This is a genomic window from uncultured Bradyrhizobium sp. (assembly GCF_936928535.1).
Taxonomy (GTDB): Bacteria; Pseudomonadota; Alphaproteobacteria; order Rhizobiales; family Xanthobacteraceae; genus Bradyrhizobium.
Window position 1 is genome coordinate 14,407 of sequence record NZ_CAKZHY010000006.1, and the last position, 20,997, is coordinate 35,403.

General features: G+C 63.9%; 19 protein-coding genes. 2 read left to right on the forward strand and 17 right to left on the reverse strand.

Translation table 11 applies throughout. The annotated features are described in order from the left end of the window. Window positions 1-89: 89 nt before the first annotated feature. The 17 genes from Q0687_RS00380 to Q0687_RS00460 all read right to left on the reverse strand — a co-directional run bounded on the left by Q0687_RS00380 (window position 90) and on the right by Q0687_RS00460 (window position 20,167). Window positions 90-1,262, reverse strand: coding sequence for a phosphoserine transaminase (locus Q0687_RS00380; RefSeq protein WP_298870740.1), 1,173 nt, complete (start codon window positions 1,260-1,262; stop codon window positions 90-92). Between the two features lie 79 nt (window positions 1,263-1,341). Beyond that, window positions 1,342-1,548 carry a hypothetical protein gene (locus Q0687_RS00385; RefSeq protein ID WP_298870742.1) on the reverse strand — a complete coding sequence of 69 codons (207 nt, stop codon included), beginning with the start codon at window positions 1,546-1,548 and terminating at the stop codon, window positions 1,342-1,344. A 158-nt stretch (window positions 1,549-1,706) separates the two neighbouring features. After that, window positions 1,707-2,171, reverse strand: a complete 465-nt coding sequence (locus Q0687_RS00390; RefSeq protein WP_298870743.1) for a GNAT family N-acetyltransferase — start codon at window positions 2,169-2,171, stop codon at window positions 1,707-1,709. 17 nt (window positions 2,172-2,188) lie between these two features. Continuing rightward, entirely contained in the window at window positions 2,189-2,779 is a 591-nt protein-coding gene (locus Q0687_RS00395; protein ID WP_298870779.1) for a glutathione S-transferase family protein, read from the reverse strand. Between the two features lie 75 nt (window positions 2,780-2,854). After that, window positions 2,855-3,751: an outer membrane beta-barrel protein gene (locus Q0687_RS00400; RefSeq protein ID WP_298870746.1), complete on the reverse strand. Its 897-nt coding sequence runs from the start codon at window positions 3,749-3,751 to the stop codon at window positions 2,855-2,857. 169 nt (window positions 3,752-3,920) lie between these two features. Continuing rightward, window positions 3,921-4,775, reverse strand: a complete 855-nt coding sequence (locus Q0687_RS00405) for an outer membrane beta-barrel protein (protein WP_298870749.1) — start codon at window positions 4,773-4,775, stop codon at window positions 3,921-3,923. A gap of 288 nt (window positions 4,776-5,063) precedes the next feature. Then, window positions 5,064-6,317, reverse strand: coding sequence for an MFS transporter (locus Q0687_RS00410; RefSeq protein WP_298870752.1), 1,254 nt, complete (start codon window positions 6,315-6,317; stop codon window positions 5,064-5,066). A gap of 257 nt (window positions 6,318-6,574) precedes the next feature. Beyond that, entirely contained in the window at window positions 6,575-6,766 is a 192-nt protein-coding gene (locus tag Q0687_RS00415; RefSeq protein WP_298870755.1) for a hypothetical protein, read from the reverse strand. 221 nt (window positions 6,767-6,987) lie between these two features. Then, window positions 6,988-7,419 carry an acyl-CoA thioesterase gene (locus Q0687_RS00420; RefSeq protein ID WP_298870756.1) on the reverse strand — a complete coding sequence of 144 codons (432 nt, stop codon included), beginning with the start codon at window positions 7,417-7,419 and terminating at the stop codon, window positions 6,988-6,990. Between the two features lie 78 nt (window positions 7,420-7,497). Continuing rightward, window positions 7,498-8,247 carry a fatty acid desaturase CarF family protein gene (locus Q0687_RS00425; RefSeq protein ID WP_298870758.1) on the reverse strand — a complete coding sequence of 250 codons (750 nt, stop codon included), beginning with the start codon at window positions 8,245-8,247 and terminating at the stop codon, window positions 7,498-7,500. 56 nt (window positions 8,248-8,303) lie between these two features. After that, window positions 8,304-10,400, reverse strand: a complete 2,097-nt coding sequence (locus Q0687_RS00430; RefSeq protein ID WP_298870760.1) for a 3-hydroxyacyl-CoA dehydrogenase NAD-binding domain-containing protein — start codon at window positions 10,398-10,400, stop codon at window positions 8,304-8,306. Between the two features lie 2 nt (window positions 10,401-10,402). Then, window positions 10,403-11,686 carry an acetyl-CoA C-acetyltransferase gene (locus tag Q0687_RS00435; RefSeq protein ID WP_298870762.1) on the reverse strand — a complete coding sequence of 428 codons (1,284 nt, stop codon included), beginning with the start codon at window positions 11,684-11,686 and terminating at the stop codon, window positions 10,403-10,405. Continuing rightward, on the reverse strand, window positions 11,686-13,953 hold the full coding sequence (locus tag Q0687_RS00440) for an acyl-CoA dehydrogenase (RefSeq protein WP_298870764.1): 2,268 nt from the start codon (window positions 13,951-13,953) through the stop codon (window positions 11,686-11,688). Before Q0687_RS00440 ends, Q0687_RS00435 begins: the two co-directional genes overlap by 1 nt. Before the next feature lie 302 nt (window positions 13,954-14,255). Continuing rightward, complete coding sequence (locus Q0687_RS00445; protein WP_298870766.1) at window positions 14,256-14,879, reverse strand: flavin reductase family protein; 624 nt, start codon at window positions 14,877-14,879, stop codon at window positions 14,256-14,258. Window positions 14,880-15,011: 132 nt separating this feature from the next. Next, window positions 15,012-15,611, reverse strand: a complete 600-nt coding sequence (locus tag Q0687_RS00450; RefSeq protein WP_298870768.1) for a TetR/AcrR family transcriptional regulator — start codon at window positions 15,609-15,611, stop codon at window positions 15,012-15,014. Between the two features lie 33 nt (window positions 15,612-15,644). Then, window positions 15,645-18,782 carry an efflux RND transporter permease subunit gene (locus Q0687_RS00455; RefSeq protein ID WP_298870770.1) on the reverse strand — a complete coding sequence of 1,046 codons (3,138 nt, stop codon included), beginning with the start codon at window positions 18,780-18,782 and terminating at the stop codon, window positions 15,645-15,647. Between the two features lie 278 nt (window positions 18,783-19,060). Beyond that, window positions 19,061-20,167: an efflux RND transporter periplasmic adaptor subunit gene (locus Q0687_RS00460; RefSeq protein WP_298870772.1), complete on the reverse strand. Its 1,107-nt coding sequence runs from the start codon at window positions 20,165-20,167 to the stop codon at window positions 19,061-19,063. Between the two features lie 165 nt (window positions 20,168-20,332). On the opposite strand from Q0687_RS00460, the gene Q0687_RS00465 reads away from it, so the two are divergent. Then, window positions 20,333-20,557 carry an antitoxin MazE family protein gene (locus tag Q0687_RS00465; RefSeq protein WP_298870775.1) on the forward strand — a complete coding sequence of 75 codons (225 nt, stop codon included), beginning with the start codon at window positions 20,333-20,335 and terminating at the stop codon, window positions 20,555-20,557. After that, window positions 20,554-20,907 (forward strand): type II toxin-antitoxin system PemK/MazF family toxin, encoded by a 354-nt coding sequence (locus tag Q0687_RS00470; RefSeq protein WP_298870777.1) that lies wholly within the window; start codon window positions 20,554-20,556, stop codon window positions 20,905-20,907. Before Q0687_RS00465 ends, Q0687_RS00470 begins: the two co-directional genes overlap by 4 nt. Window positions 20,908-20,997 lie beyond the last annotated feature (90 nt).

The following is a 20,997-nucleotide window of genomic DNA, read 5'->3' on the forward strand; positions in this document are numbered from 1 at the left end:
AAATTGCCGGTGCGCCGTGTGGAGAGATCACCCCACCCCGACGCACCTGGCGGTGCGTCGACCCTCCCCCTCAAGGGGAGGGTTAGAACTCAGGCCGCCTTGGCGAGCTGCGCCTTGGTCTCGGCGAAGGCCCAGTCGATCCACTGCGTCAGCAGCTCGACGTCCTTGGCCTCGACGGTGGCGCCGCACCAGATGCGCAGGCCGGCCGGCGCGTCGCGATAATACGCGAAGTCGTAGCCGGCACCTTCCTTCTCGACGAGGGCAACCAGCTTCTTGGAGAATTCCGCCTGCGCGTCGTCGGAGAGCGAGGTGATCGCGGGGTCGGTGAACTTCAGGCACACCGACGTGTTGGAGCGGATCGCCGCGTCCTTGGCCAGGAAGTCGATCCAGGGCGTCTTCGCCTTCCAGTCGGCGAGCACCTTGGTGTTGGCGTCGGCACGCGCGATCAGCGCCTTGAGGCCGCCGATCGACTTGGCCCAGTTCAGCGCATCGAGATAGTCCTCGACGCAGAGCATCGACGGCGTGTTGATGGTCTCGCCGACGAAGATGCCCTCGTTGATCTTGCCGCCCTTGGTCATGCGGAAGATCTTCGGGAGCGGCCAGGCCGGCTTGTAGGTCTCGAGCCGCTCAACGGCGCGCGGCGAGAGGATCAGCATGCCGTGCGCGGCTTCACCACCGAGCGCCTTCTGCCAGGAGAAGGTGACGACATCGAGCTTGGCCCAGTCGAGCGGCTGCGCAAACGCGGCGGACGTCGCGTCGCAGATGGTCAGGCCTTCGCGCGTCGCGCTGATCCAGTCCGCGTTCGGCACGCGCACGCCTGACGTGGTGCCGTTCCAGGTGAAGACGACGTCGCTCTTGGGATCGACCTTGGAGAGATCAGGAATCTCACCGTAAGCCGCGTTCAGCTTGGTGACGTCCTTGAGCTTCAATTCCTTGACGATGTCACTGACCCAACCCTCGCCGAAGGATTCCCAGGCGAGCGTGGTGACGGGGCGCGCACCGAGCAGCGACCACAGTGCCATCTCGACCGCGCCGGTATCGGACGCCGGCACGATGCCGATGCGATAATCTGCCGGCACTTCAAGCACTTCGCGCGTCAGATCGATCGCGAGCTTGAGCTTGGTCTTGCCGACCTTCGCGCGATGCGAACGGCCGAGCGCTGCGTCTTTGAGATTTTGGGCGTTCCAGCCGGGGCGCTTGGCGCAGGGGCCGGAGGAGAAATGCGGCACGGTCGGCCGCGAAGCGGGCTTCGCTACAGTCATATTCTACCCTTCCAGATAGTAAGCCTCCCGTTGGGGGGAGGTGTCCCGCCGCGGCTGATACGGGAATCGGGAAGGTCCGTCAAGAAAGTTCAGGAGCCTCACGGGGGAGTGATGGTTCGTCCGGAGCAATAGTTGGGGATACGACGGGCGCCAGCGCGTTCAGCAAGCCCGTGGCCTCACTGATCAATTGCGCAGCGCGGCGGCGGCTGCTGACCTTCAAAATGCATTTGTCATCGGCCTGCACAACGTAATCGTTGCCGACCTTGATCATGGAATAGCTTGTCATTGAAATCCCCGAACCGACCGAGCCCGGTGTCCTGACGCTGCGTAGCACCGTTCGTTCCCCGATCCACGTGAACGACCAAGGGGTAGTTTATCAGCTGTTAAGATGAACGAATGTGCGATCCGATTTGGCAGCTGACACAACGCCTGCCGCGGCCTGCGTCAAAAGCGGACAGTCATGCCGACATGACTCGCCGAAAATCCGAGCCGCTTGTAGAAGCGCTGCGCGTCGAGGCGGCTCGAATGCGTCAGCAATTCGACCAGAACACAGCCGCGCGCCTTGGCTTCAGTAACAGCCCATTGCACCAGCATTTCGCCGATGCCGCGGCTGCGGCAATCGGAGGCAACGCGGACATCTTCGAGCAAGCCACGGATGCCGCCTTGCGAGCTGATGCCGGGCAGGAGTGCGAGTTGCAGGCAGCCGACCACCCTGCCCTCGCTCTCAGCGACCACCAGCTGAAGATTGGGATTGCATTCGACCCGTTCGAACGCTTCGTAATAGACCTCGGGCAATGGATCTTCCAACCGTTCGCGGGCACGGCCGAGATGGTCATCGGCGAGCATCGCGATCATCGCCGCGACGTCCTCGCGGCGCGCGGGGCGGATGGAAACGGACTTGTCGTTCATCGGGGAAACTCCAGAACTCAGCGCGCAGACGGAAGGCCGAGAAATGCCTCGGCCTCGCCGATCCAGCGGCGGACAGCCGTATAACGGCCGAGGTCGAAGCCACCTTCATGCGCGAGGCGCGTATAGGCGAGCAGAGCGACATCGGCGAGCGAAAGCTCCCCATCGGCCAAGAATCTGCTCGAGGCAAGATGCGCCTCCATGCGGTCAAGCGCCGCATAGCCCCGCTTGACCTTGTCAGGGTCGAGCTCGGAGGCATTCTTGCCGAGATAGACCATCTGGAAACGGCACACCGCGATGTAGGGTTCGTGGCTGTACTGCTCCCAGAACAGCCATTCGTCCATCTTGGCGGCGGCAAAGGCGTCACGCGGAATGAGTGCGCTGTCGCGGGCGAGATAGCGGATGATGGCGTTGGACTGCGCCAGCGTGCGGCCGTCGTCGAAGGCGACCGTCGGCACCTGGCCGGCGCCGTTCATCTTCAGGAATTGCGGCGTGCGCGTCTCGCCCTTGCGCGTGTCGATCTCGATCCAGCGATAGGGCAATGCGAGATGATCGCACACCCATTTCACCTTCAGACAATTGCCGGAATTGCTGTCGCCGTAAATCTGCATCGCCGCCGCCCTCATGTCGAGCGACAGAGCATCAGGACGCAGCAAGCCTGTCAACCGCGGCGCAGCGAAGCTTCGTCAGAACTTGTAGCCGAGCCCGACGCGCGCATTGTTGAGCGTCACCGAGGTGTTCATGACAGGCGAGAATTTCACGTATTCATATTCCACGCGCGCGAACAGACCTTCCCAGATGCAGTACTCAACACCGAGACCGGCAACAAAACCCACCGCGAACGCGTTGGTCCGGTGCTGAATCTGTGACTGAGACTGCGCCGGAACCGGCTGCGGCTGTCCGAACGTGGTCTGAGTCAATGAGACGTTGTTGACGACGACCGTATTCGTCACGTCCTGGCGTAGGTCCACCGTGCTCGTCACCGAGCGGGACACGTCCATTCGGCCGACCGCAGCGCCCGCGAAGGCATAGGGCATGAAATCGCCGCCGTCCCAGCCGACGCGGCCGCGCAGCGAGATCATGTCCTTGACCTTCGCGGCGGCGGTACCGGTCAGCGTCACGTCGTAATTGTCGGTGACGTTCGCGGCATGCGAATCGCCAGGCGGATTTACGATCGTGAGCGAGTTGGAGCCTGTCGTGAGCGTCGAGAGATTGTTGAAGTAGCTGTAGGTGCCCTCGAGACCGAGAATGGCATCGTACCATTGCCAGTTGCGGCCGACGAAGGCGCCAAAGTTGGTGCTCTGCGTATTGGTCTTGTTCATCAGCGACCAACTGGCCGTCGGCTGCTGCAGCACGCTGTCGCGGAAGATGAAATTGGTCAGGCCGACCACGCTCTGGCTGAAATCGGTCGCATCGGTCGTGTAGCCGCCGTTGACGCCGACATAAGCGCCGTCCCAATTGTGTGTCGTCTTGGACAGGCCGTCGGTGAAGCCGCCGCGCAGGACGGGCAGATCGGGCATGTCGGCCGCGTGTGCGGCGGACACAGATCCGAACACCGCCGCCACCAACCAAAACCTACGCATTGCAACGCTCCATCGAACTCCAACTCTCGAGCGTGATCATGGCTCGTTAACCTTAACCAATGGTTGCGTCTGAGGTTTTCGTCGCCGCTCGCCATGAAAAAAATGCAAAGCAAAACGGCGCGGGATGATCCCGCGCCGTTAAGAAACGTTAAGCGATGAGGCCTAGCGATCAGCCCTTGGTGACGAGCGGCGGCGGCGCATAGGCCGGCGGGGCGTTGAGTTCCCAGCGCACGCCGAGCTTCACGTCGTGCGAGGTGATGTCTTTGAACTGGAACGGCGCGTGCGTGGTGTTGGTCACGCCGTCGAACGAGTAGCTCGCACCGGTCATGCCGCTGCCCATGTCGACGTAGCTGTAGGCGAGTTCGAGCACGAGGTTCGGATTGACGTGGTACGCGAGACCGGCATGCGCGGCCCAGGCGAAATTCCATTTCGAGGCGGCGCCGGCGTAGTTGAGGCTGCGGCCCTGGCCGCCCGCGCCGATGCTGTCTCCCGAGTCGGTGAAGTCGCCGACGGTGACGCGCGCGGTACCAACGCCGGCACCGATGAACGGCGTGACGCACCACCAGGTGCCGAGATCGACATAGGCGTTGGCGAGGAACAGCAGTTCCGACTTGGTCGCCGTATAGGCGTCGGTGCCTCTGAAGCCAGCGCCGGGACCCACACCGGTCACGACATCGAGGCCGGTGAAGGTCGACTTGCCACGATACTGGCCGGTGACGTCGGCGCGGAACCAGTTGTTGAAGCGGTAGCCGGCACCGAGGTCGAAGATGCCCGCGCTGCTGAAGTTTCCGGTCTGGTTGACGTTCACGTTGTTGTAGGCGGCGGCGTTGGTGTCGAGAACGCGGTCGACGCGCTGGTTGCTGAAGCCGACGTCGCCGCGGAGATACCAGCCACCGAAATCGGCGGGCGGGGCGGGCGGCGCGTACATGGGGGGCGGTGCCGCGATCGGCATATCGGCGGCGAACGCCATCGACGAGATCAGTGATGCCGCACCCGCGGCAAGGAGAGACTTAACGCTACGCATTGGCTTCGTCCTTATGGCCGGTGAGACAAAATGCAGATGCCTCACGTTCTGGAAACTCACAGGCGGACGATGGCAGCAAATGCTTAAGCGCCACTTAACCCTAATTTTTAAGGTTGATTTTTTCTGAGCGCACACGCCGATGCGGCGCAAGCGTTGCAAAAATGCGGCAGGTCCATTCTTGTTAACGCGTTTTCTCGCCGCGAACCGGTGTCAACTTCGCGGGAAAACGCTTTGGCTGCCGCAATTGCTAACGATGTATGAAGCCGCAATGCAGCGAAGCCGAATTCGTTAACGCTTGTGCTGCGGCAGCCTGGGCAGGAACACCGCAAGCAGCCCGATCGCCGGCAAATAGGCGCAGACCTGGTAGACGAATGCGATGGAGGTGTGGTCGGCGAGCTTGCCGAGCACGGCGGCGCCCAGGCCGCCGATGCCGAAGGCGACGCCGAAGAACACGCCCGAGATCATGCCGAAGCGATGCGGCACCAGCTCCTGCGCGAACACGATGATCGACGACGTCGTCGAGGAGATGATCAGGCCGATGATCACTGACAGCACCGCGCTCGCGTAGAGCCCGGCATAGGGCAAGGCCAGCGTGAACGGCAGCGCGCCGAGGATCGAGATCCAGATCACGATCTTGCGGCCGAAGCGATCGCCTAAGGGTCCGCCGAAGAACGCGCCGGCGGCGTTCGCCGCAAGGAAGATGAAGAGATAGAGTTGCGCAGTCTGCGTCGACACGCCAAAGCGGTCGATCAGATAGAAGATGTAATAGCTCGACAGGCTCGAGACGTAGAGCTGCTTCGAGAACAGCAGCGCCACCAGCACGGCAAGCGCGACCGCGACGCGGCGTGAACTCGGCGCATCAGGATGAGCCTGAAGCGGCGCGAACTTCTTCGCGGTGATTTGCGGCTTGTACCAGCGGCCGATGCGCCAGAGGATGACGATCGCAAGGAATGCGATCGACGAGAACCAGGCGATGCTGCCCTGCCCGAACGGCACGACGATGAGAGCGGCCAGCACCGGCCCCATCGAGGTGCCGAAACTGCCGCCGAGCTGGAACACCGATTGCGCAAAGCCGTAGCGCCCGCCCGAGGCAAGCCGCGCGATGCGCGCCGATTCCGGGTGAAACACCGCCGAGCCGAGACCGACCAGCGCGGCGGCGACGAGGATGACCAGATATTGATGCGCAGCGCTGAGCAGCAGCAGGCCGAAGAAGGTCGAGGCCATGCCGATCGATAGCGAGTAAGGCTGCGCCTTCTTGTCGGTGTAGTGGCCGACCACCGGCTGCAGGAGCGAGGCCGTGAACTGGAAAGCCAGCGTGATCATGCCGATCTGCGCGAAGTCGAGCGCGTAGGTGTCCTTCAGGATCGGATACACCGAGGCGATCAGCGACTGCATGGTGTCGTTGAGGAAGTGCGAGAACGAGATGCCGGCGAGCACGATATAGGCCGGCCCCGCGCTCGCCTTGGCAGCAGCAGGCGCGACGTCGCTGACGACGACGGGTTCGGTCAGCGTTTCCTCTGAGACGACGACAGGCTTGTTCACTCGAGCATCCCGGCAGGCACGGCAGATTGCCGCCATATGCTGGGTACGATGCTGGCGGCGGCCGAACCACCGCCAATCGCAAATGGCTGGGATGCGCGTCTTACCCTCTCCCCCTGTGGGAGAGGGTGGCTCGCCGCATTAGCGGCGAGACGGGTGAGGGGTCTGTGTCCGCGCGTGGTAATGCATCGAGTTCGCGGATAGAACCCCTCATCCGGCGCTTCGCGCCGCCATCTCCCACAAAGGGAGAAGGAAGAAAGTCACGCCGCCTCCTTCATATCGCCATTCACCAGCTTGCGCGCAGCACGTTCGGCTTCGCGGGCGTTGCGGAAGAGCTGACCTTCGAGGCGATTGAATTGGTGGGACGAGGCGAAGAAGCAGTAGCCGCCCTGACCGCGAACGACGATGCCCGCGGTCTCTGAGTTAACTTCGATGATGTAGCTGTCCGGCATGGCCCGTGGATTCCTCAGTGCGGGCAAATAACGGCATGTCTGCCCAAAGGTTCCTCGGGCAAATCGGCCGCTTTCACCCCGAATCGACGAGCGTTTGAGTACGCCGGGACCTCATCCGTTTTATGACCCGTTCTTGGCAAAGAAGCGACGCGTTGACTCATCCGTGCCGCGTTTCGCGGGCCTGCAAGTTTTCGTGAGATGAGACAGAGCGCCGCGCGCGATTACGTCGCGATCGGCGGATCATTGCGCTGGATCATTTGCGGATGACCATTGTCGTCGATCGAGACATAGGTGAAATTCCCGTCAGTCACGAGGATCGGTTGCAGCTCGCGCCGGCGCAGCGCCCAGGCTTCGAGATGGACGGTGAGCGAGGTGCGGCCGACCCGCACCAGATTGGCATAGACCGAGACGAGATCGCCGACATAGACAGCTTTGCGAAAATTCATCGCCTCGATCGCGACCGTGACGGTGCGCGACTTCGCGACCTTCGAGGCGAACACGCCGCCGCCGACATCCATCTGGCTGAGCAGCCAGCCACCGAAGATGTCGCCATTGGCATTGGTGTCGGCCGGCATCGCCAGCGTGCGAATGCAGAGATCGCCGCTCGGCTCGGTGTCGGAGCTGACAGAGGTATGCATAGTCGTTTCGGTCATGGTTTTCTCCCGCGGCGCTTGGCTCTGGATACAAAGCCCGGTCGCTTGGCGCAACATCGGCGGGAAGACCAGCTTGCGCTATCCGATCGGTCCCAGCTCCTCGACGAGGCTGGCATCGTTGAGTTTGCGTTGCCACTCCGCATCGTCGGCCCGCGGCGCGCGCCCGGTCGTCGCCGTCACCAACCGCTCCAACCTGCTCCAAAGCCGGATCCGATCACACGGATAGTTGGCCCAGCCATTGATGACACAATAGCGAACGGTGTGGTCCTGGTGGTGACGCCAATGATGTACGGGTGAGCACACCAGATGCAACCGTTGCGCCAGCCGCAACGGCGGCGGGCGGACCGACCAGTGCGCGAGATTGTGAAAGCTCATGCCAAATAGCATGCACGTCGCAGTCACGAGCCAGACGATCATCAACGCATAGCTCAGCGCAGAGACCGGGACCAACGCCGTGACGGCAGCCGCAGTCCCGAACACAACGGCGCTCGGCGCGGCGCCGAGGGAGGCCTGATCGAGGAATTCGTAAAGCAGGACGTGGCTCGGATGACTGTGATGCTCCCGCGTGATCGCAATGCCACGGCCGAGCATCTCCTCGTCGAGCCAGGTGTCCACCACCCAATGCACCAGCCCCGAGAATAAGTCGGCGAGGAAGTAGCCGACCAAGAGCGACACGATCAGCCAGGGCCAGCGCAATCCCGCCGCGTGGTAATATCCTGCGAGATAGACCGCGCAACACAGGATCACGACGGCATCAGCCGCGCAGCACAGCCGGGTGATGATGATCTCGCGCAGGGTCGCGTGCTTGAAGAACGGGATCGTCGGCATTGGCGATACTCCCACAGGCATGCACTACCCATGCAGCATCTTATGCTGACTGCCCCTTACTTGAAATGGTCCCAGCCCGGGTCGGGCGCGAAGCGCTCGCCGAATCGCTCGGCCAGGGTGCGCAAGGTGGATACGATATTTTCCACGCCGCGCGTGCGTGCATAGTTCAGGGGACCACCGCGGAACGGGGCGTAGCCGGTGCCGAAGATCATGGCGCCGTCGACCGCATCGCCATCGTCGACGATGCCTTCGCGCAGGGCTGTGACGCAGACATTGGACATCGGCAGCACCAGGCGGTCGATCATCTGGTCGGTGACGCGTGGACCGGTCTCGGGCAACGGCGCCTTCTCGGCCTTGCCGTCCTTCCAGACGTAAAAGCCCTTGCCGGACTTGCGACCGAGCTCGCCCTTGGCGACCTTCTCGCGCAGCCAGGCCGGCGTCGGCGGCAAGAGGTCGCCGAACTTGGCGCGGAGCATGTCGCCGACATCGAGGCAGATGTCGAGGCCGACCTGGTCGGCGAGCTCGATCGGCCCCATCGGCATGCCGAATTGTTCGGCCGCGGCGTCGATCAGGCGCTGGTCGGTCTTCTCGTCCAGCATCACCATGGCTTCCAGCATGTAGGGCGTCAGCGCGCGGTTGACGAGGAAGCCGGGCGAGCTCTTCACCGACAATGGCAGGCGGTCGATCGCGCCCACGAACGCCAGCGCCTCCTTCAGCACCTGGGCGTCGTTGCCGTCATGGCTGACGACCTCGACCAGTTGCAGCCGCGACACCGGATTGAAGAAATGCAGCCCGACAAGCCGCTCTGGCCGCGCCAGCGTGGTGCGCAAATCCTGCAGCGGGATGCTCGACGTGTTGGTCGCCAGGATCGCGCCCGGTTTCATCCTGGGCTCGAGGCCGGCATAGACCTTCTGCTTGAGCTCGAGCTTTTCCGGCACCGCCTCGATGATGAGGTCGGCGTTGCGGACGCCCTCGCCGTCCATGTCGGGGATCAGCCGATCGAGGGCGTCGCGCACCTCGGTGGCTTTACGGATAATCTTGCCGTAGAGCTCGGCGGCGCGCTTCACCGCGCCCGCGATCGGTTCGGCCTTCATGTCGGCGAGCGAAACCCGCAGCCCCTGCCCGGCGACCCAGGCCGCGATATCACCGCCCATGGCGCCGGCGCCGATGACGTGGACATGCTTGACCATGTTGCCGCTGCCGGCCGCCTTCTTCATCTGCTCGCGCAGGAAGAAGACGCGGATCAGATTCTGCGCGGTCGGCGTCACCATCAATTTGGCGAAGGAGGCCTGCTCGGCCTTCAACATCGCGGCCTTGCTGCCGCCATGCGTCTCCCAGAGATCGATCAGCGCGTAAGGCGCCGGATAATGCTGTCGCGGTGCGGCTTCCGCGGCCTTGGTGCGCATGCGCTTGGCAAGCAGCCCGCGCACCGGGCCGAGATTGGCCGCACGGGTGAGCAGGCCGGGCTTCGCCCGCTTCAGGCGGCCGAACAGCACGTCCTTCACGGCGCCGCGGACGTGACGCTCCTGCGTCACGCTGTCGACGAGGCCGAGCGCCTTGGCACGACGTGCATCGATGGTGCGGCCGGTCAGCATCAGCGCCATCGACTGGGTCGGATTGACCAGCGCCGTGAAGCGCGCGGTGCCGCCGAGGCCGGGATGCAGGCCCAGCATCATCTCCGGGAAGCCGAACCGCGCGCCATCGATCGCAATGCGCGACTGGCAGGCGAGCGCGACCTCGAGCCCGCCGCCGAGGCAGAAACCGTGGATGACCGCGACCGTCGGCAGCTTGAGCGCTTCGAGATGATCGACCACCGCGTGCGCGGCGCGGATCCGCGTTTCCACCGCCTCCGGATCGGACGCACCGCGGAATTCGTTGACGTCGGCCCCGGCAATGAAGCCGGACGGTTTTGCCGAGCGGATCACGAGGCCGGCGGGACGCTCGGTCTCGATCGTGGCGAGCACCGCGTCGAACTCCTCCATCACTTCGGCGGAGAGCGTATTGGCGCTTGCGCCGGCGCGATCGAACAGCAGCCATGCGACGCCGTCGGCATCGCGCGTTAGCTTGAAGTTCTTGTAGGGACCATCCGCCGCGGGTGGGGGCCCGAGCGAAAGCACGCGGTCGCCGAGCGCGGTCATGATTTTCGAATCCATCGTCACACCGCCTCGATCAGCATGGCACCGCCGAGGCCGCCGCCGATGCATTCGGTGGCGATCCCGCGCCGGGTGCCGAGACGCTTCATCGCGTTGACGAGATGCAGCACGATGCGATTGCCTGATGTGCCGACGGGATGACCGAGCGAGATGGCACCGCCATCGACGTTGAGCTTTTCACGGTTGATCTCGCCGGCGGCGCCGTCGAGCTTGAGAATCTCGCGGCAGAATTTGTCGTCGTTCCAGGCGGCGAGGCAGCCGAGCACCTGCGTCGCAAAGGCCTCGTTCAGCTCCCAGGTCTCAACATCCTGGAGGGTGAGGTTGTTGCGGGTCAGCAGCGGCGTCGCCGACATCACGGGGCCGAGCCCCATGATGCTCGGGTCCAGCGCCGCCCAATGGCTGTCGACGATCGCGGCCTTCGGCGTCAGCTTGTGTTTTGCGACCGCCGCATCGGAGGCCAGGATCACCCAGGACGCGCCGTCGGTGATCTGCGAGGAATTGCCTGCGGTGACCTGGCCCCAGGGCCGCTCGAATACCGGCCGAAGCTTTGCCAGCGTCTCGGCCGTCGAGTCAGGGCGTACGCCATCGTCATGGTCGAAGAACTTTCCGTCGCGGGAGAACGCGGTCTCGACCTCGCCTTTTAGATAGCCCGCGCCTTGCGCGTGAGCGAGCCGGCGATGGCTCTCGGCGGCATAGGCATCCGACTGCGCGCGGGTGATGCCGAAGAGATGGCCGACGACTTCGGCGGTTTGTCCCATGTTCAGTTCGGTGATGGGATCGGTCAACCCACGCTCCAACCCGATGATCGGCTTGAGATAGCGCGGCCGCAGCTTGAATGCCGCAGCGAGCTTCGCGGCTACGCCCTTGGCGGTGGCAAGACCTGCGAACCAGCGCACGCCGGAATTCGGCCAGACCAGCGGCGCGTGACTGAGCGCCTCGGTGCCGCCGGCCAAGATCATGTCGGCATGACCTTCGCGGATGTAGCGGTAGGCGGTGTCGATCGACTGCATGCCGGAGCCGCAATTGATCTGCACGGTGAAGGCCACCATGTCCTCGCCCATGCCGAGGCGGAGCGCGGCGACGCGTGCCGGGTTCATCTCGTCGGCGATGACGTTGACGCAGCCGAGGATGACCTGGTCGAAATCATCAGGCGAGAACGGCTGGCGCGCCAGAAGCGGTCGCCCGCATTGCACGGCGAGATCGACAGGCGTGAACGGACCCGGCCCGGAGCGCGCCTTCAAGAACGGCGTCCGGCTGCCGTCGACGATGAATACCGGTCGTGCCATCAGCTCGCCGCCCTCTGTTCACCGAGTTCCTGGAAGAACTGATGCACGTCGCCGGTTTTCTTGTAAATCGGCGACAGTGCCTCCGGAGCGAAATCGTCGACCTCGATGACTTTCGTGACGGCTGCTTGAGCGGCAGCGAGCTGCTCGCCTTCTGCCTGCGTGATCACGCCCTTTGTCACCGCGTCCTTCCAGTCCCGGACATGCGCCGCGCGCATGCGCTTGGCAATGGCGTCGGTCGCCGCGACCAGCTTGAACGCGCGCTCCAGCCGCGCAAAGCCGCTGTCGTCGTCGACATGGGCAAGATCCGGCGTGAGACGCTCGCGCGCGGCCGTGGGCTCCAGCACAATGCTGGCGCATTGGTGCACGACCCGGTCGGACGGGCCGAGCACGCGCGCGCCGAACGGCTGAACCACGAGCTTGAGGATGACGGCGACGAAGCGGTTCGGCAGGTTGGCAAGGATTTCGGCGAACCTCGCCTCGATGGTCTTGAAGCCCGTCGCCATGCACCATTCCAGCGCGGCAAAATCCTCCTTCTGCCGCCCCTCATCCTGCCAGCGCTTCAGTGCGGCAGACAGGAGGTAGAGCTCGGAGAGGATGTCGCCGAAGCGCGCCGACAGCATCTCCTTGCGCTTGAGCGCGCCGCCGAGCGTCAGCAGCGCCATGTCGGCGCAAAGCGCGAACGCTGCGGAGTGGCGCGAGAGCTGGCGGTAGAACGGCGTGGCATCGCCCGCATCGGGCGCCAGCGCGAAGGCACCGAAGGTCCAGCTCCGGCCGAAGGCGCGGAATAGAGTCCGGAAACTATGGCCGACATGTTTCCAGAACGCCGTATCGAATGCGGTGAGCCCGCGCTCGTGATCGGTGTCCGCAAGCGCGTTCATCTCGTCGAGCAGATAGGGATGGGCGCGGATCGCGCCCTGCCCGAACACAATGAGATTGCGGGTCAGGATGTTGGCGCCCTCGACCGTGATGCCCACGGGCACGGCGCGGTGCAGGTTGCCGATATAGTTTTGCGGGCCGTCGATCACGGCCTTGCCGCCGTGGATGTCCATGGCGTCGTCGACCGCGATGCGCATCCGCTCGGTCGCGTGCAGCTTCATGATGCCTGAGATCACGGCGGGGTGGACGCCGGCATTCAGTGCCGCGCAGGTGAGCCGCCGCGCCGCATCGAGCTGATAGGCAGTGGCAACAATGCGCGCCAGCGGCTCCTCGACGCCCTCGAACTTGGAAATGGAGATGCCGAACTGCTCGCGAATGCGGGCGTAAGCACCGGTGGTGCGCGCGGCATAGGCGGCACCGGCTGCGGAGAGCGACGGCAGCGAGATGCCGCGACCGGCGGCGAGCGCCGTCATCAGCATCTTCCAGCCTTGTCCCAGCCGTGCCTCGCCGCCGATGACGTAGTCGAGCGGAATGAAGACGTCGCGGCCCCAGTTCGGGCCGTTCTGGAAAACCTGCATCGACGGCAGATGGCGGTGGCCGATCTCGACGCCGGGCAGGTTGGTCGGGATCAGCGCGACGGTGATGCCGAGCTCTTCCTGGTTTCCGACGAGATGATCGGGATCATAGGCCTTGAAGGCGAGACCCAGCAGCGTCGCGACCGGCCCGAGCGTGATGTAGCGCTTGTGCCAGTTCAGCCGGAGACCTGTGACCTCGCGGCCTTCGAACACACCCTTGCAGATGATGCCGGTGTCGACCATCGAGGCGGCATCGGAGCCGGCTTCCGGGCTGGTCAGGCCGAAGCAGGGAATGTCGCGGCCGTCGGCCAGCCGCGGCAGCCAGCGCTCCTGCTGTGCCTTGGTGCCAAAGCGCATCAGCAGCTCGCCGGGACCGAGCGAGTTCGGCACCATCACGGTGACGGCGGCCGCGATCGAGCGGGTCGAGATTTTTCGCACCACTTCCGAATGGGCATAGGGCGAGAAACCGAGCCCGCCGAACTCCTTCGGGATGATCATACCGAAGAATTTTTCGCGCTTGATGAAGGCCCAGGCGTCCTGCGGCAGATCGCGCCATTCCCAGAAGATCTTCCACTCGTCGAGCATGGCGCAGAGCTCATCGACGGGACCGTTGAGAAAGGCCTGCTCCTCGGCGGTCAATGTCGCCTGCGGGATCTTGAGGAGCTTCGACCAGTCGGGGTTGCCGGTGAAGAGATCGGCGTCCCACCAGACGTCGCCGGCCTCCAGCGCCTCGCGCTCGGTGTCGGACATCGCCGGCAGCACGCCGCGCGCCCAGGAGAAGATCGGCTTGGTGACGGTGTCGCGGCGGAAGCTCATGGCGGACCTCATGCATCGGCGCGGGTAGCAGGCATTTTAGCGGAAAGTGGCCGGGAGGGGTGAGCACTTCGCCTGCAAAAGGATGCGAAATTGACGCGGCCGGGCGGCCGCCCCCGGGGGCGATAACGGCCGGGGCGTGGGGGCGGTTCCGGGAGGGGTAATGGGGCCGAATGTCTCCCCACGTCATTCCGGGGCACGCGAAGCGCGAGCCCGGAATCCATCGTGCGGCAGCGTCGGTCGATGAATGGATTCCGGGTTCGACGCTGCGCGACGCCCCGGAATGACGGCGAGAGAGGCCGCGCCTAATCCGGCCGGACCATCTCGAACATGTTTTCCGGCTTGATCTCGAAATAGTCGCCGCGGCGCCCTGCACGCATGATCGGGCGGGCTGCGGCGGTCTGGTAGACGCCGTCCTTGATCATGGCCTTGTCGATGTGGACGGCGACGACCTCACCCAGCGTCAGCCAGGCGTCGGCTTCCTTGCCGTTGGCACCCTTGAGGCGGATGATGTCGGACAGTTTGCACTCGAACGCGACCGGGCTCTCGCCCACGCGCGGCACGTCGACGAGCTTGCCGGGTACCGCGGTCAACCCCGCGAGCTTGAACTCGTCGACTTCGGGCGCGACATGCGCGGCGGTTGCGTTCATGTGCTTGGCCAGATCCATCGTCGCGAGATTCCAGACGAACTCCCCGGTCTGCTGGATGTTCTCGACCGAGTCTTTCCAGTTGGTGGAGGAGAAACCGATGATCGGCGGCACGTAAGCGAAGGCGTTGAAGAAGCTGTAGGGCGCGAGGTTGACGTGGCCCTTGCTGTCGCGCGAGGAGATCCAGCCGATCGGCCGCGGCGCGATGATGGCGTTGAAGGGGTCGTGCTTGAGGCCGTGGCCCTTGGAGGGCTCGTAGAAGTGCAGGTCTTTGTCGGTCACGCTGGCTCTCCACTCACCGTCATTCCGGGGCGATGCGAAGCATCGAACCTGGAATCTCGAGATTCCGGGTTCACGCTACGCGCGCCCCGGAATGACGGCAGCTGTGCTTATAGGAAAAATCTCCCTGCCCCGTCAGTGGCGCGGCGACAGGCCCGCAATGACGAAATCGATCATCTGGTCGATGGTCGGGCCCGGCTTGGTGGCGCACTGGGCGATCATCTGGGGATGGAAGAAGCGCATCATCGCGGTACAGGCGCACAGCGCGGCCAGTTGCAGGTCCGGCGCCTCGAACTCGCCGGTGGCGGCGCCTTGCGCAATCATCTGGCCGACAAAGCCGGCGATGCACTCCATGTGACTGACGCAGACGTCCCAGTCCTCCTGCATCGCGATCTCGACCATCTCGTGCAGCTTGGAATCGCCGACGTAGCGCTCGGTGTTCATGCGATGGACGGTGGTGAGCAACTCACGGAAGCGCTCCAACACCGGACCGGGCTTGGCCACGATCCGCTGCGCCTCCAGCTCGACTTCGCCCATCAGCGAACGGGCCACCGCCTGGTGAATCGCCTTCTTCGATTCGAAGAAGCGATAGACGTTGGCGGGGCTCATCCGGAGCTCCTTGGCGATGTCCCCGACCGTCGTCTTCTGATAGCCGATCACGCGGAACAGCCGCTCGGCTACCTCGAGAATGCGATCCCGGGTGTCACCTTCGATATGTTCCGAAATCAGGGCCATCAGTCAGGACTCGTTCCTCGGTAGTCTTCTCATTTATTCAGCCGCTTCAGCAAGCGGAATTGCGTGCTGGTCATCGCTCCCATGCTGCGGCGCGGCAGGTTGTTCCGGCGTCCCGGCCTCGTCCAGGCTCTTTCTGAACCACAGGGCATAGAGGCCCGGCAGGTACAGCAATGTCAGGAAGGTCGCGACGAACAGTCCGCCCATGATGGTGATCGCCATCGGGCCCCAGAACGCCGAGCGCGACAGCGGTATCATGGCGAGGATGGCGGCGAGCGCCGTCAGCACCACCGGACGGGCGCGGCGGACCGTCGCCTCCACGATCGCCTCCCGGCGGGTCAAGCCATGAGAAACATCGGTCTCGATCTGGTCGACCAGGATGACCGTGTTGCGCATGATCATGCCGGCGAGCGCGATCAGGCCGAGCAGCGCCACGAAGCCGAACGGGGCGTTGGCGACGTTGAGGCCGAAGGAGGCGCCAACGATGCCGAGCGGCGCGGTCAGGAACACCAGGAAGAGGCGCGAGAAGCTCTGCAGCTGGATCATCAGCAGCGTCAACATCACCATGACCATCACCGGGAAGAGGATGAAGATCGAGGCATTGCCCTTGGCGGATTCCTCGAACGCGCCACCCGGCTCGATCCGGTAGGCCGGCTCGAGATTGTCCTGAATCGCCTTCAACTTCGGCGAGATCTGGTTGGTGACGTCAGGGGCCTGCACGCCGTCGACGACGTCGGAGCGCACCGTGATCGCCATGTCGCGGTTGCGCCGCCACATGATCGGCTCCTCGTGGGCGTATTCGATCTTGGCGATCTGCTGCAGCGGCACGGCCACGCCGTTCTTCGAGGTGATGGTGAGATCGCCGACGCCGCCGAGGTCGAGACGTTCGGACGGGATCGCACGGGCGACCACGCCGACCTTCTCGATTCCGTCACGCACGGTCGTGACCTGCGCGCCGGAGATCAGCATCGACAGCGCCTGCGAGACGTCCTGCGGGGTCAGGCCCATGGCGCGGGCGCGGTCCTGGTCAACGACGAGCTTGAGGTAGGGCGACTGCTCGTTCCAGTCGAGCTGGACGTCCTTGACGTTCTTGTTCTCGCGCATGACGTCGCGAACCTGATAGGCGATCTCGCGCACCTTGTTCGCGTCAGGCCCGATCACGCGGAACTGCACGGGGAAGCCGACAGGCGGACCGAAATTGAACCGGTCGACGCGCACGCGCGCCTCCGTCAGCATGCCATCGGCAACCGCACCCTCGATCTTGGCCTTGACCCGTTCGCGCGCCTCGACGCCCTTGGCGACGATGACGATCTCGGCGAAGGATTCGTTCGGAAGCTGAGGGTTGAGGCCGAGCCAGAAGCGCGGCGACCCCTGGCCGACATAGGACGTGTAGGTCTCGATATCCTTGTCGTCCTTCAGCAGCGTTTCGGCCTTCTTCACCGCCTTCTCGGTGACGTTGAAAGCGGTACCCTCGGGCAGGCGCAACTGCAGGAATAGCTCGGGCCGCTCCGACAGCGGGAAGAACTGCTGCTGGACATGGCCGAAGCCGACGATGGAGGCGATGAACACGCCGACGGTCGCGACCACTACGGTGATGCGATGATTGACGCACCATTGCACGATGGCGCGCAAGCCGCGGTACATGCGGGTCTCGTAGACCGCATGCGGATCGTGGTTGGCATGTACCTTGATGTTCGGCAGCAGCTTGACGCCGATATAGGGCGTGAAGATCACCGCCACGAACCAGGACGCGACCAGCGCGATCGCCACGATCCAGAAGATGCTGCCGGCGTATTCGCCGACCGCCGAATTGGCGAAGCCGATGGGGAGGAAGCCAGCGGCCGTGACCAGCGTTCCCGTGAGCATCGGAAACGCAGTTGATTCCCAGGCAAAGGACGCCGCACGCATGCGATCCCAGCCCTGCTCCATCTTCACCACCATCATCTCGACTGCGATGATGGCGTCGTCGACGAGCAGGCCGAGCGCGATGATCAGTGCGCCGAGCGTAATACGGTGCAGGTCGAGCGACATCGAATTCATGACGATGAATACGATGCCGAGGACCAGGGGCACGGACAGCGCGACCACGATGCCGGTGCGCCAGCCCAGCGCCAGGAACGAGACGAACAGCACGATGACGAGCGCTTCCATGAAGGAATGCACGAACTCGCCGACGGCGTGCTCGACCACCTTGGGCTGGTCGGCGATCAGCGAGACGTTCACGCCTTGCGGCACCGCCTTCATGAATTCCGCGGTCGCCTTCTCGACCTCCTTGCCGAGCTCGAGGATGTTGGCGCCCTTGGCGGTGACGACGCCGATGCCGATCGCGGGCTTGCCTTCCTGGCGGACGACGAAGCTCGGCGGATCGACATAGCCGTGGGTGACGGTGGCGATGTCGCCGAGGCGGAACACGCGGCCGTTGCTCTCGACCGGGGTCTCGGCCACGGCCTTGGCACCATCCAGCGCACCGGTGACGCGCAGCGGCACACGCTGCGACGAGGTCTCGACCGTACCGGCCGGCGTCACATTGTTCTGCTTGGCGAGCGAATCGAACAGCGCCTGCGGCGTGATGCCGAGCGTGGCGAGCTTGGCATGCGAAAACTCGACGTAAATGCGCTCATCCTGGTTGCCGTACATGTCGACCTTGGTCACACCGGGCACCTTGAGGAGGCGCTGGCGGAAACCTTCGGCAACCTTCTTGAGCTGGGCGTAATCGGCGCCGTCGCCGGTCATCATGTAGAGGATGGAATCGACGTCGGAGAACTCGTCATTGACGACGGGTCCGAGAATCCCCGCGGGCAGCTGGCCCTGCACGTCGACCAGCTTCTTGCGCAGCAGATAAAACAGGTACGGCACGTCCTTGGGCGGCGTGGAATCACGGAAGGTGACCTGAAGCGCGGTGAAGCCGGGCTTGGAATAGGTCTGCACCTTCTCGAAATAAGGCAGCTCCTGGATCTTCTTCTCGATGGGATCGGCGACTTGGGCCTGCATCTCCTGCGCGGTCGCACCCGGCCACAGCACGGAGACGTTGACGACCTTCACCGTGAAGAACGGATCCTCGGCGCGGCCAAGCTTCTGATAGGAGAAGAAGCCGGCGACGCCGAGCACGAGCATCAGGAACAGGACCAGCGTCGGATGGCTGACGGCCCAGGCCGAAAGATTGAAGCGCTTCATCGCACTCTCCGGAAAAAACGATCCAATTGCCACGAGCGACAGCCGCTCTGTTCAAACCGTCGTCGCGAGGCAGCGAAGCAATCCAGGGGGCTGGGCAGGTTCTGGATCGCTTCGCCGCTTCAGCCTTTGCGTAGGGGCAAAGGCAGAAGCTCACCTCACACGACGTAACTCGACTTTCTTGTCATTCCGGGATGGTCCGAGGACCAGACCCGGAATCTCGAGATTTTCAGGCGCGCGCACCATAGTTCGATGCTGCGCATCGCCCCGGAATGACTGGACTAGAAGGACAGTGACGACACGACCCGCACCTTCTGGCTGGGATCGAGCTTCTGCACGCCAAGGGCAACGATCTTCGCGCCCTCTTCCACTCCGCCTGTGATGACGACGTCGTTGCTGTCGTAGGACTTCACCGCGACAGGCTTGAGCGTGACCGCGCCGTTGTCGTCGACGACGAAGAAGGATGGCTTGCCGCCTTCGTTGAACAGCGCCGACAGCGGCAGTCGCGCCACGCGCTCGGTGGCGGCGTCCGACAGTGTCAGCGTCGCGGTCATGCCGAGCGCGACCTTATCGTCGGCCTCGGGCAGCGAGAATTTTGCCAGATAGGTGCGCGTAGCCGGATCCGCGGTCGGCGCGATCTCACGCAGCTTCGCGACGTACTTCTTGTCCGGCTCCGACCAAAGAGTGACGCTGGCGACGCCCGACTTGGCGCGTCCAACCAGCGTCTCAGGGATCGCGACGACCGCTTCCTTTTCGGCAAAGCGGGCGACACGGATCGAAGCCTGGCCCGCGGCGACCACCTGGCCGGGCTCGATCAGCGTTGCGGTGACGACGCCACGGGCGTCGGCGTTGAGCGTCGCGTAGGAAAGGGAATTCTTGGTCAGCTCGACCGAGCGGATTGCACGGTCAAGGCGCGCACGAGCTTCGTCAGCGGCGGCGCGGCTGGAATCCATCGCAGCGTCCGTGGTCCAGCCCTTGGCCTTGAGATCCTTGGCGCGCTGCTCGGCCGCGGCGGCCTGCGCCAGCACACCGGTCGCGGCCGTCTGCTCGGCTTCGGCCTGCTCGGCCTGGAGCTTCAAATCGACCTCGTCGAGGGTCGCGAGCGCCTGGCCGATCTCGACGGTCTGGCCGACCTCCACCAGGCGTTTGGCAACCTTGCCGGCAACGCGGAAGCCGAGGTCGCTCTCGATGCGGGGCCTGATAGTGCCGACGAAGCTGCGCTCGGGGGTTTCGGCATCATAGTGGGCGGTCGCGACCAAAACCGGCCGCGGCGGCTCGGCCTTTTGCGCCACGGAATCGTTGCAGCCGGCCAGCGCCGCGGCCATCAGGGCCAGCGATACACCCGCCAAGAGCCTGGAATAGCTGGACAAAACGGACTGAACGAACATCGGAGGACACTCCTGCATCTCTGTTGAGAGGAATGTCGACTAATCACTGATGAAAGTCAATAATCGTCAGTTATCAGGAAAGCGTGATCGTTAAGGGGTGGTAAGGAGGGATTGGCCGGATCTCTGTTCTCCTGGTATGGTTACATGTAACCAACGGAGTCACCTGTGTCGTCCCCTTCTGACCCCAAGTCGTCGCGCGCGAAGGTCCGGGAGCATCGCGAGCGGCTCCGTGCGCAGGGACTCCGTCCGATCCAAATCTGGGTTCCTGACGTGCGTACAGCGTCCTTCAAGGCGGAAGCCCATCGCCAGTCACTGGCGGTCGCCTCGAGCACTCAGGAATATGACGATCAGGCTTTCATCGATTCCGTTTCCATTTTGAACGACGAATGAAGCGCGGCGAGATCTGGACACTCGCCGGCGGCAAAGACTACGCGGGAAAGCCGCGTCCTGTGGTCATCGTTCAGGATGACGGCTTCGACACCGCGAACTCAGTCACAGTTTGTGCCTTCACGACCAACGAGATCGAAGCACCTCTGTTTCGCCTGCTGGTCGACCAGACGGAACGCAACGGCCTGCGGGTGCCCTCCCGCCTGATGGTCGACAAAATCAGCACTGTGCCTAGGTCGAAGATCGGAAAGCTCGTCGGCCGGCTTGATGATGAGGATCTCTTGCGGCTCAACCGCGCGATGCTCGTCTTTCTCGGATTGGCTGGCGCGCAGAGAAACGCCGCCGCGGACTAAATTATCCGATAGCCCGGTTGGAGCGCCCGCTCCACCCGGGCTTCTGTAACGGGCCTTGGTTAGTCAATCCCTTTTTGCGTGATCCACTCG

Bases quoted from the DNA above. Each gene is read 5' to 3' on its own strand.
- Q0687_RS00380 (WP_298870740.1), bottom strand. From the start codon at position 1,262: ATGACTGTAGCGAAGCCCGCTTCGCGGCCGACCGTGCCGCATTTCTCC.
- Q0687_RS00385 (WP_298870742.1), bottom strand. From the start codon at position 1,548: ATGACAAGCTATTCCATGATCAAGGTCGGCAACGATTACGTTGTGCAG.
- Q0687_RS00390 (WP_298870743.1), bottom strand. From the start codon at position 2,171: ATGAACGACAAGTCCGTTTCCATCCGCCCCGCGCGCCGCGAGGACGTC.
- Q0687_RS00395 (WP_298870779.1), bottom strand. From the start codon at position 2,779: ATGCAGATTTACGGCGACAGCAATTCCGGCAATTGTCTGAAGGTGAAA.
- Q0687_RS00400 (WP_298870746.1), bottom strand. From the start codon at position 3,751: ATGCGTAGGTTTTGGTTGGTGGCGGCGGTGTTCGGATCTGTGTCCGCC.
- Q0687_RS00405 (WP_298870749.1), bottom strand. From the start codon at position 4,775: ATGCGTAGCGTTAAGTCTCTCCTTGCCGCGGGTGCGGCATCACTGATC.
- Q0687_RS00415 (WP_298870755.1), bottom strand. From the start codon at position 6,766: ATGCCGGACAGCTACATCATCGAAGTTAACTCAGAGACCGCGGGCATC.
- Q0687_RS00420 (WP_298870756.1), bottom strand. From the start codon at position 7,419: ATGACCGAAACGACTATGCATACCTCTGTCAGCTCCGACACCGAGCCG.
- Q0687_RS00425 (WP_298870758.1), bottom strand. From the start codon at position 8,247: ATGCCGACGATCCCGTTCTTCAAGCACGCGACCCTGCGCGAGATCATC.
- Q0687_RS00430 (WP_298870760.1), bottom strand. From the start codon at position 10,400: ATGGATTCGAAAATCATGACCGCGCTCGGCGACCGCGTGCTTTCGCTC.
- Q0687_RS00435 (WP_298870762.1), bottom strand. From the start codon at position 11,686: ATGGCACGACCGGTATTCATCGTCGACGGCAGCCGGACGCCGTTCTTG.
- Q0687_RS00440 (WP_298870764.1), bottom strand. From the start codon at position 13,953: ATGAGCTTCCGCCGCGACACCGTCACCAAGCCGATCTTCTCCTGGGCG.
- Q0687_RS00450 (WP_298870768.1), bottom strand. From the start codon at position 15,611: ATGGCCCTGATTTCGGAACATATCGAAGGTGACACCCGGGATCGCATT.
- Q0687_RS00455 (WP_298870770.1), bottom strand. From the start codon at position 18,782: ATGAAGCGCTTCAATCTTTCGGCCTGGGCCGTCAGCCATCCGACGCTG.
- Q0687_RS00460 (WP_298870772.1), bottom strand. From the start codon at position 20,167: ATGTTCGTTCAGTCCGTTTTGTCCAGCTATTCCAGGCTCTTGGCGGGT.
- Q0687_RS00470 (WP_298870777.1), top strand. From the start codon at position 20,554: ATGAAGCGCGGCGAGATCTGGACACTCGCCGGCGGCAAAGACTACGCG.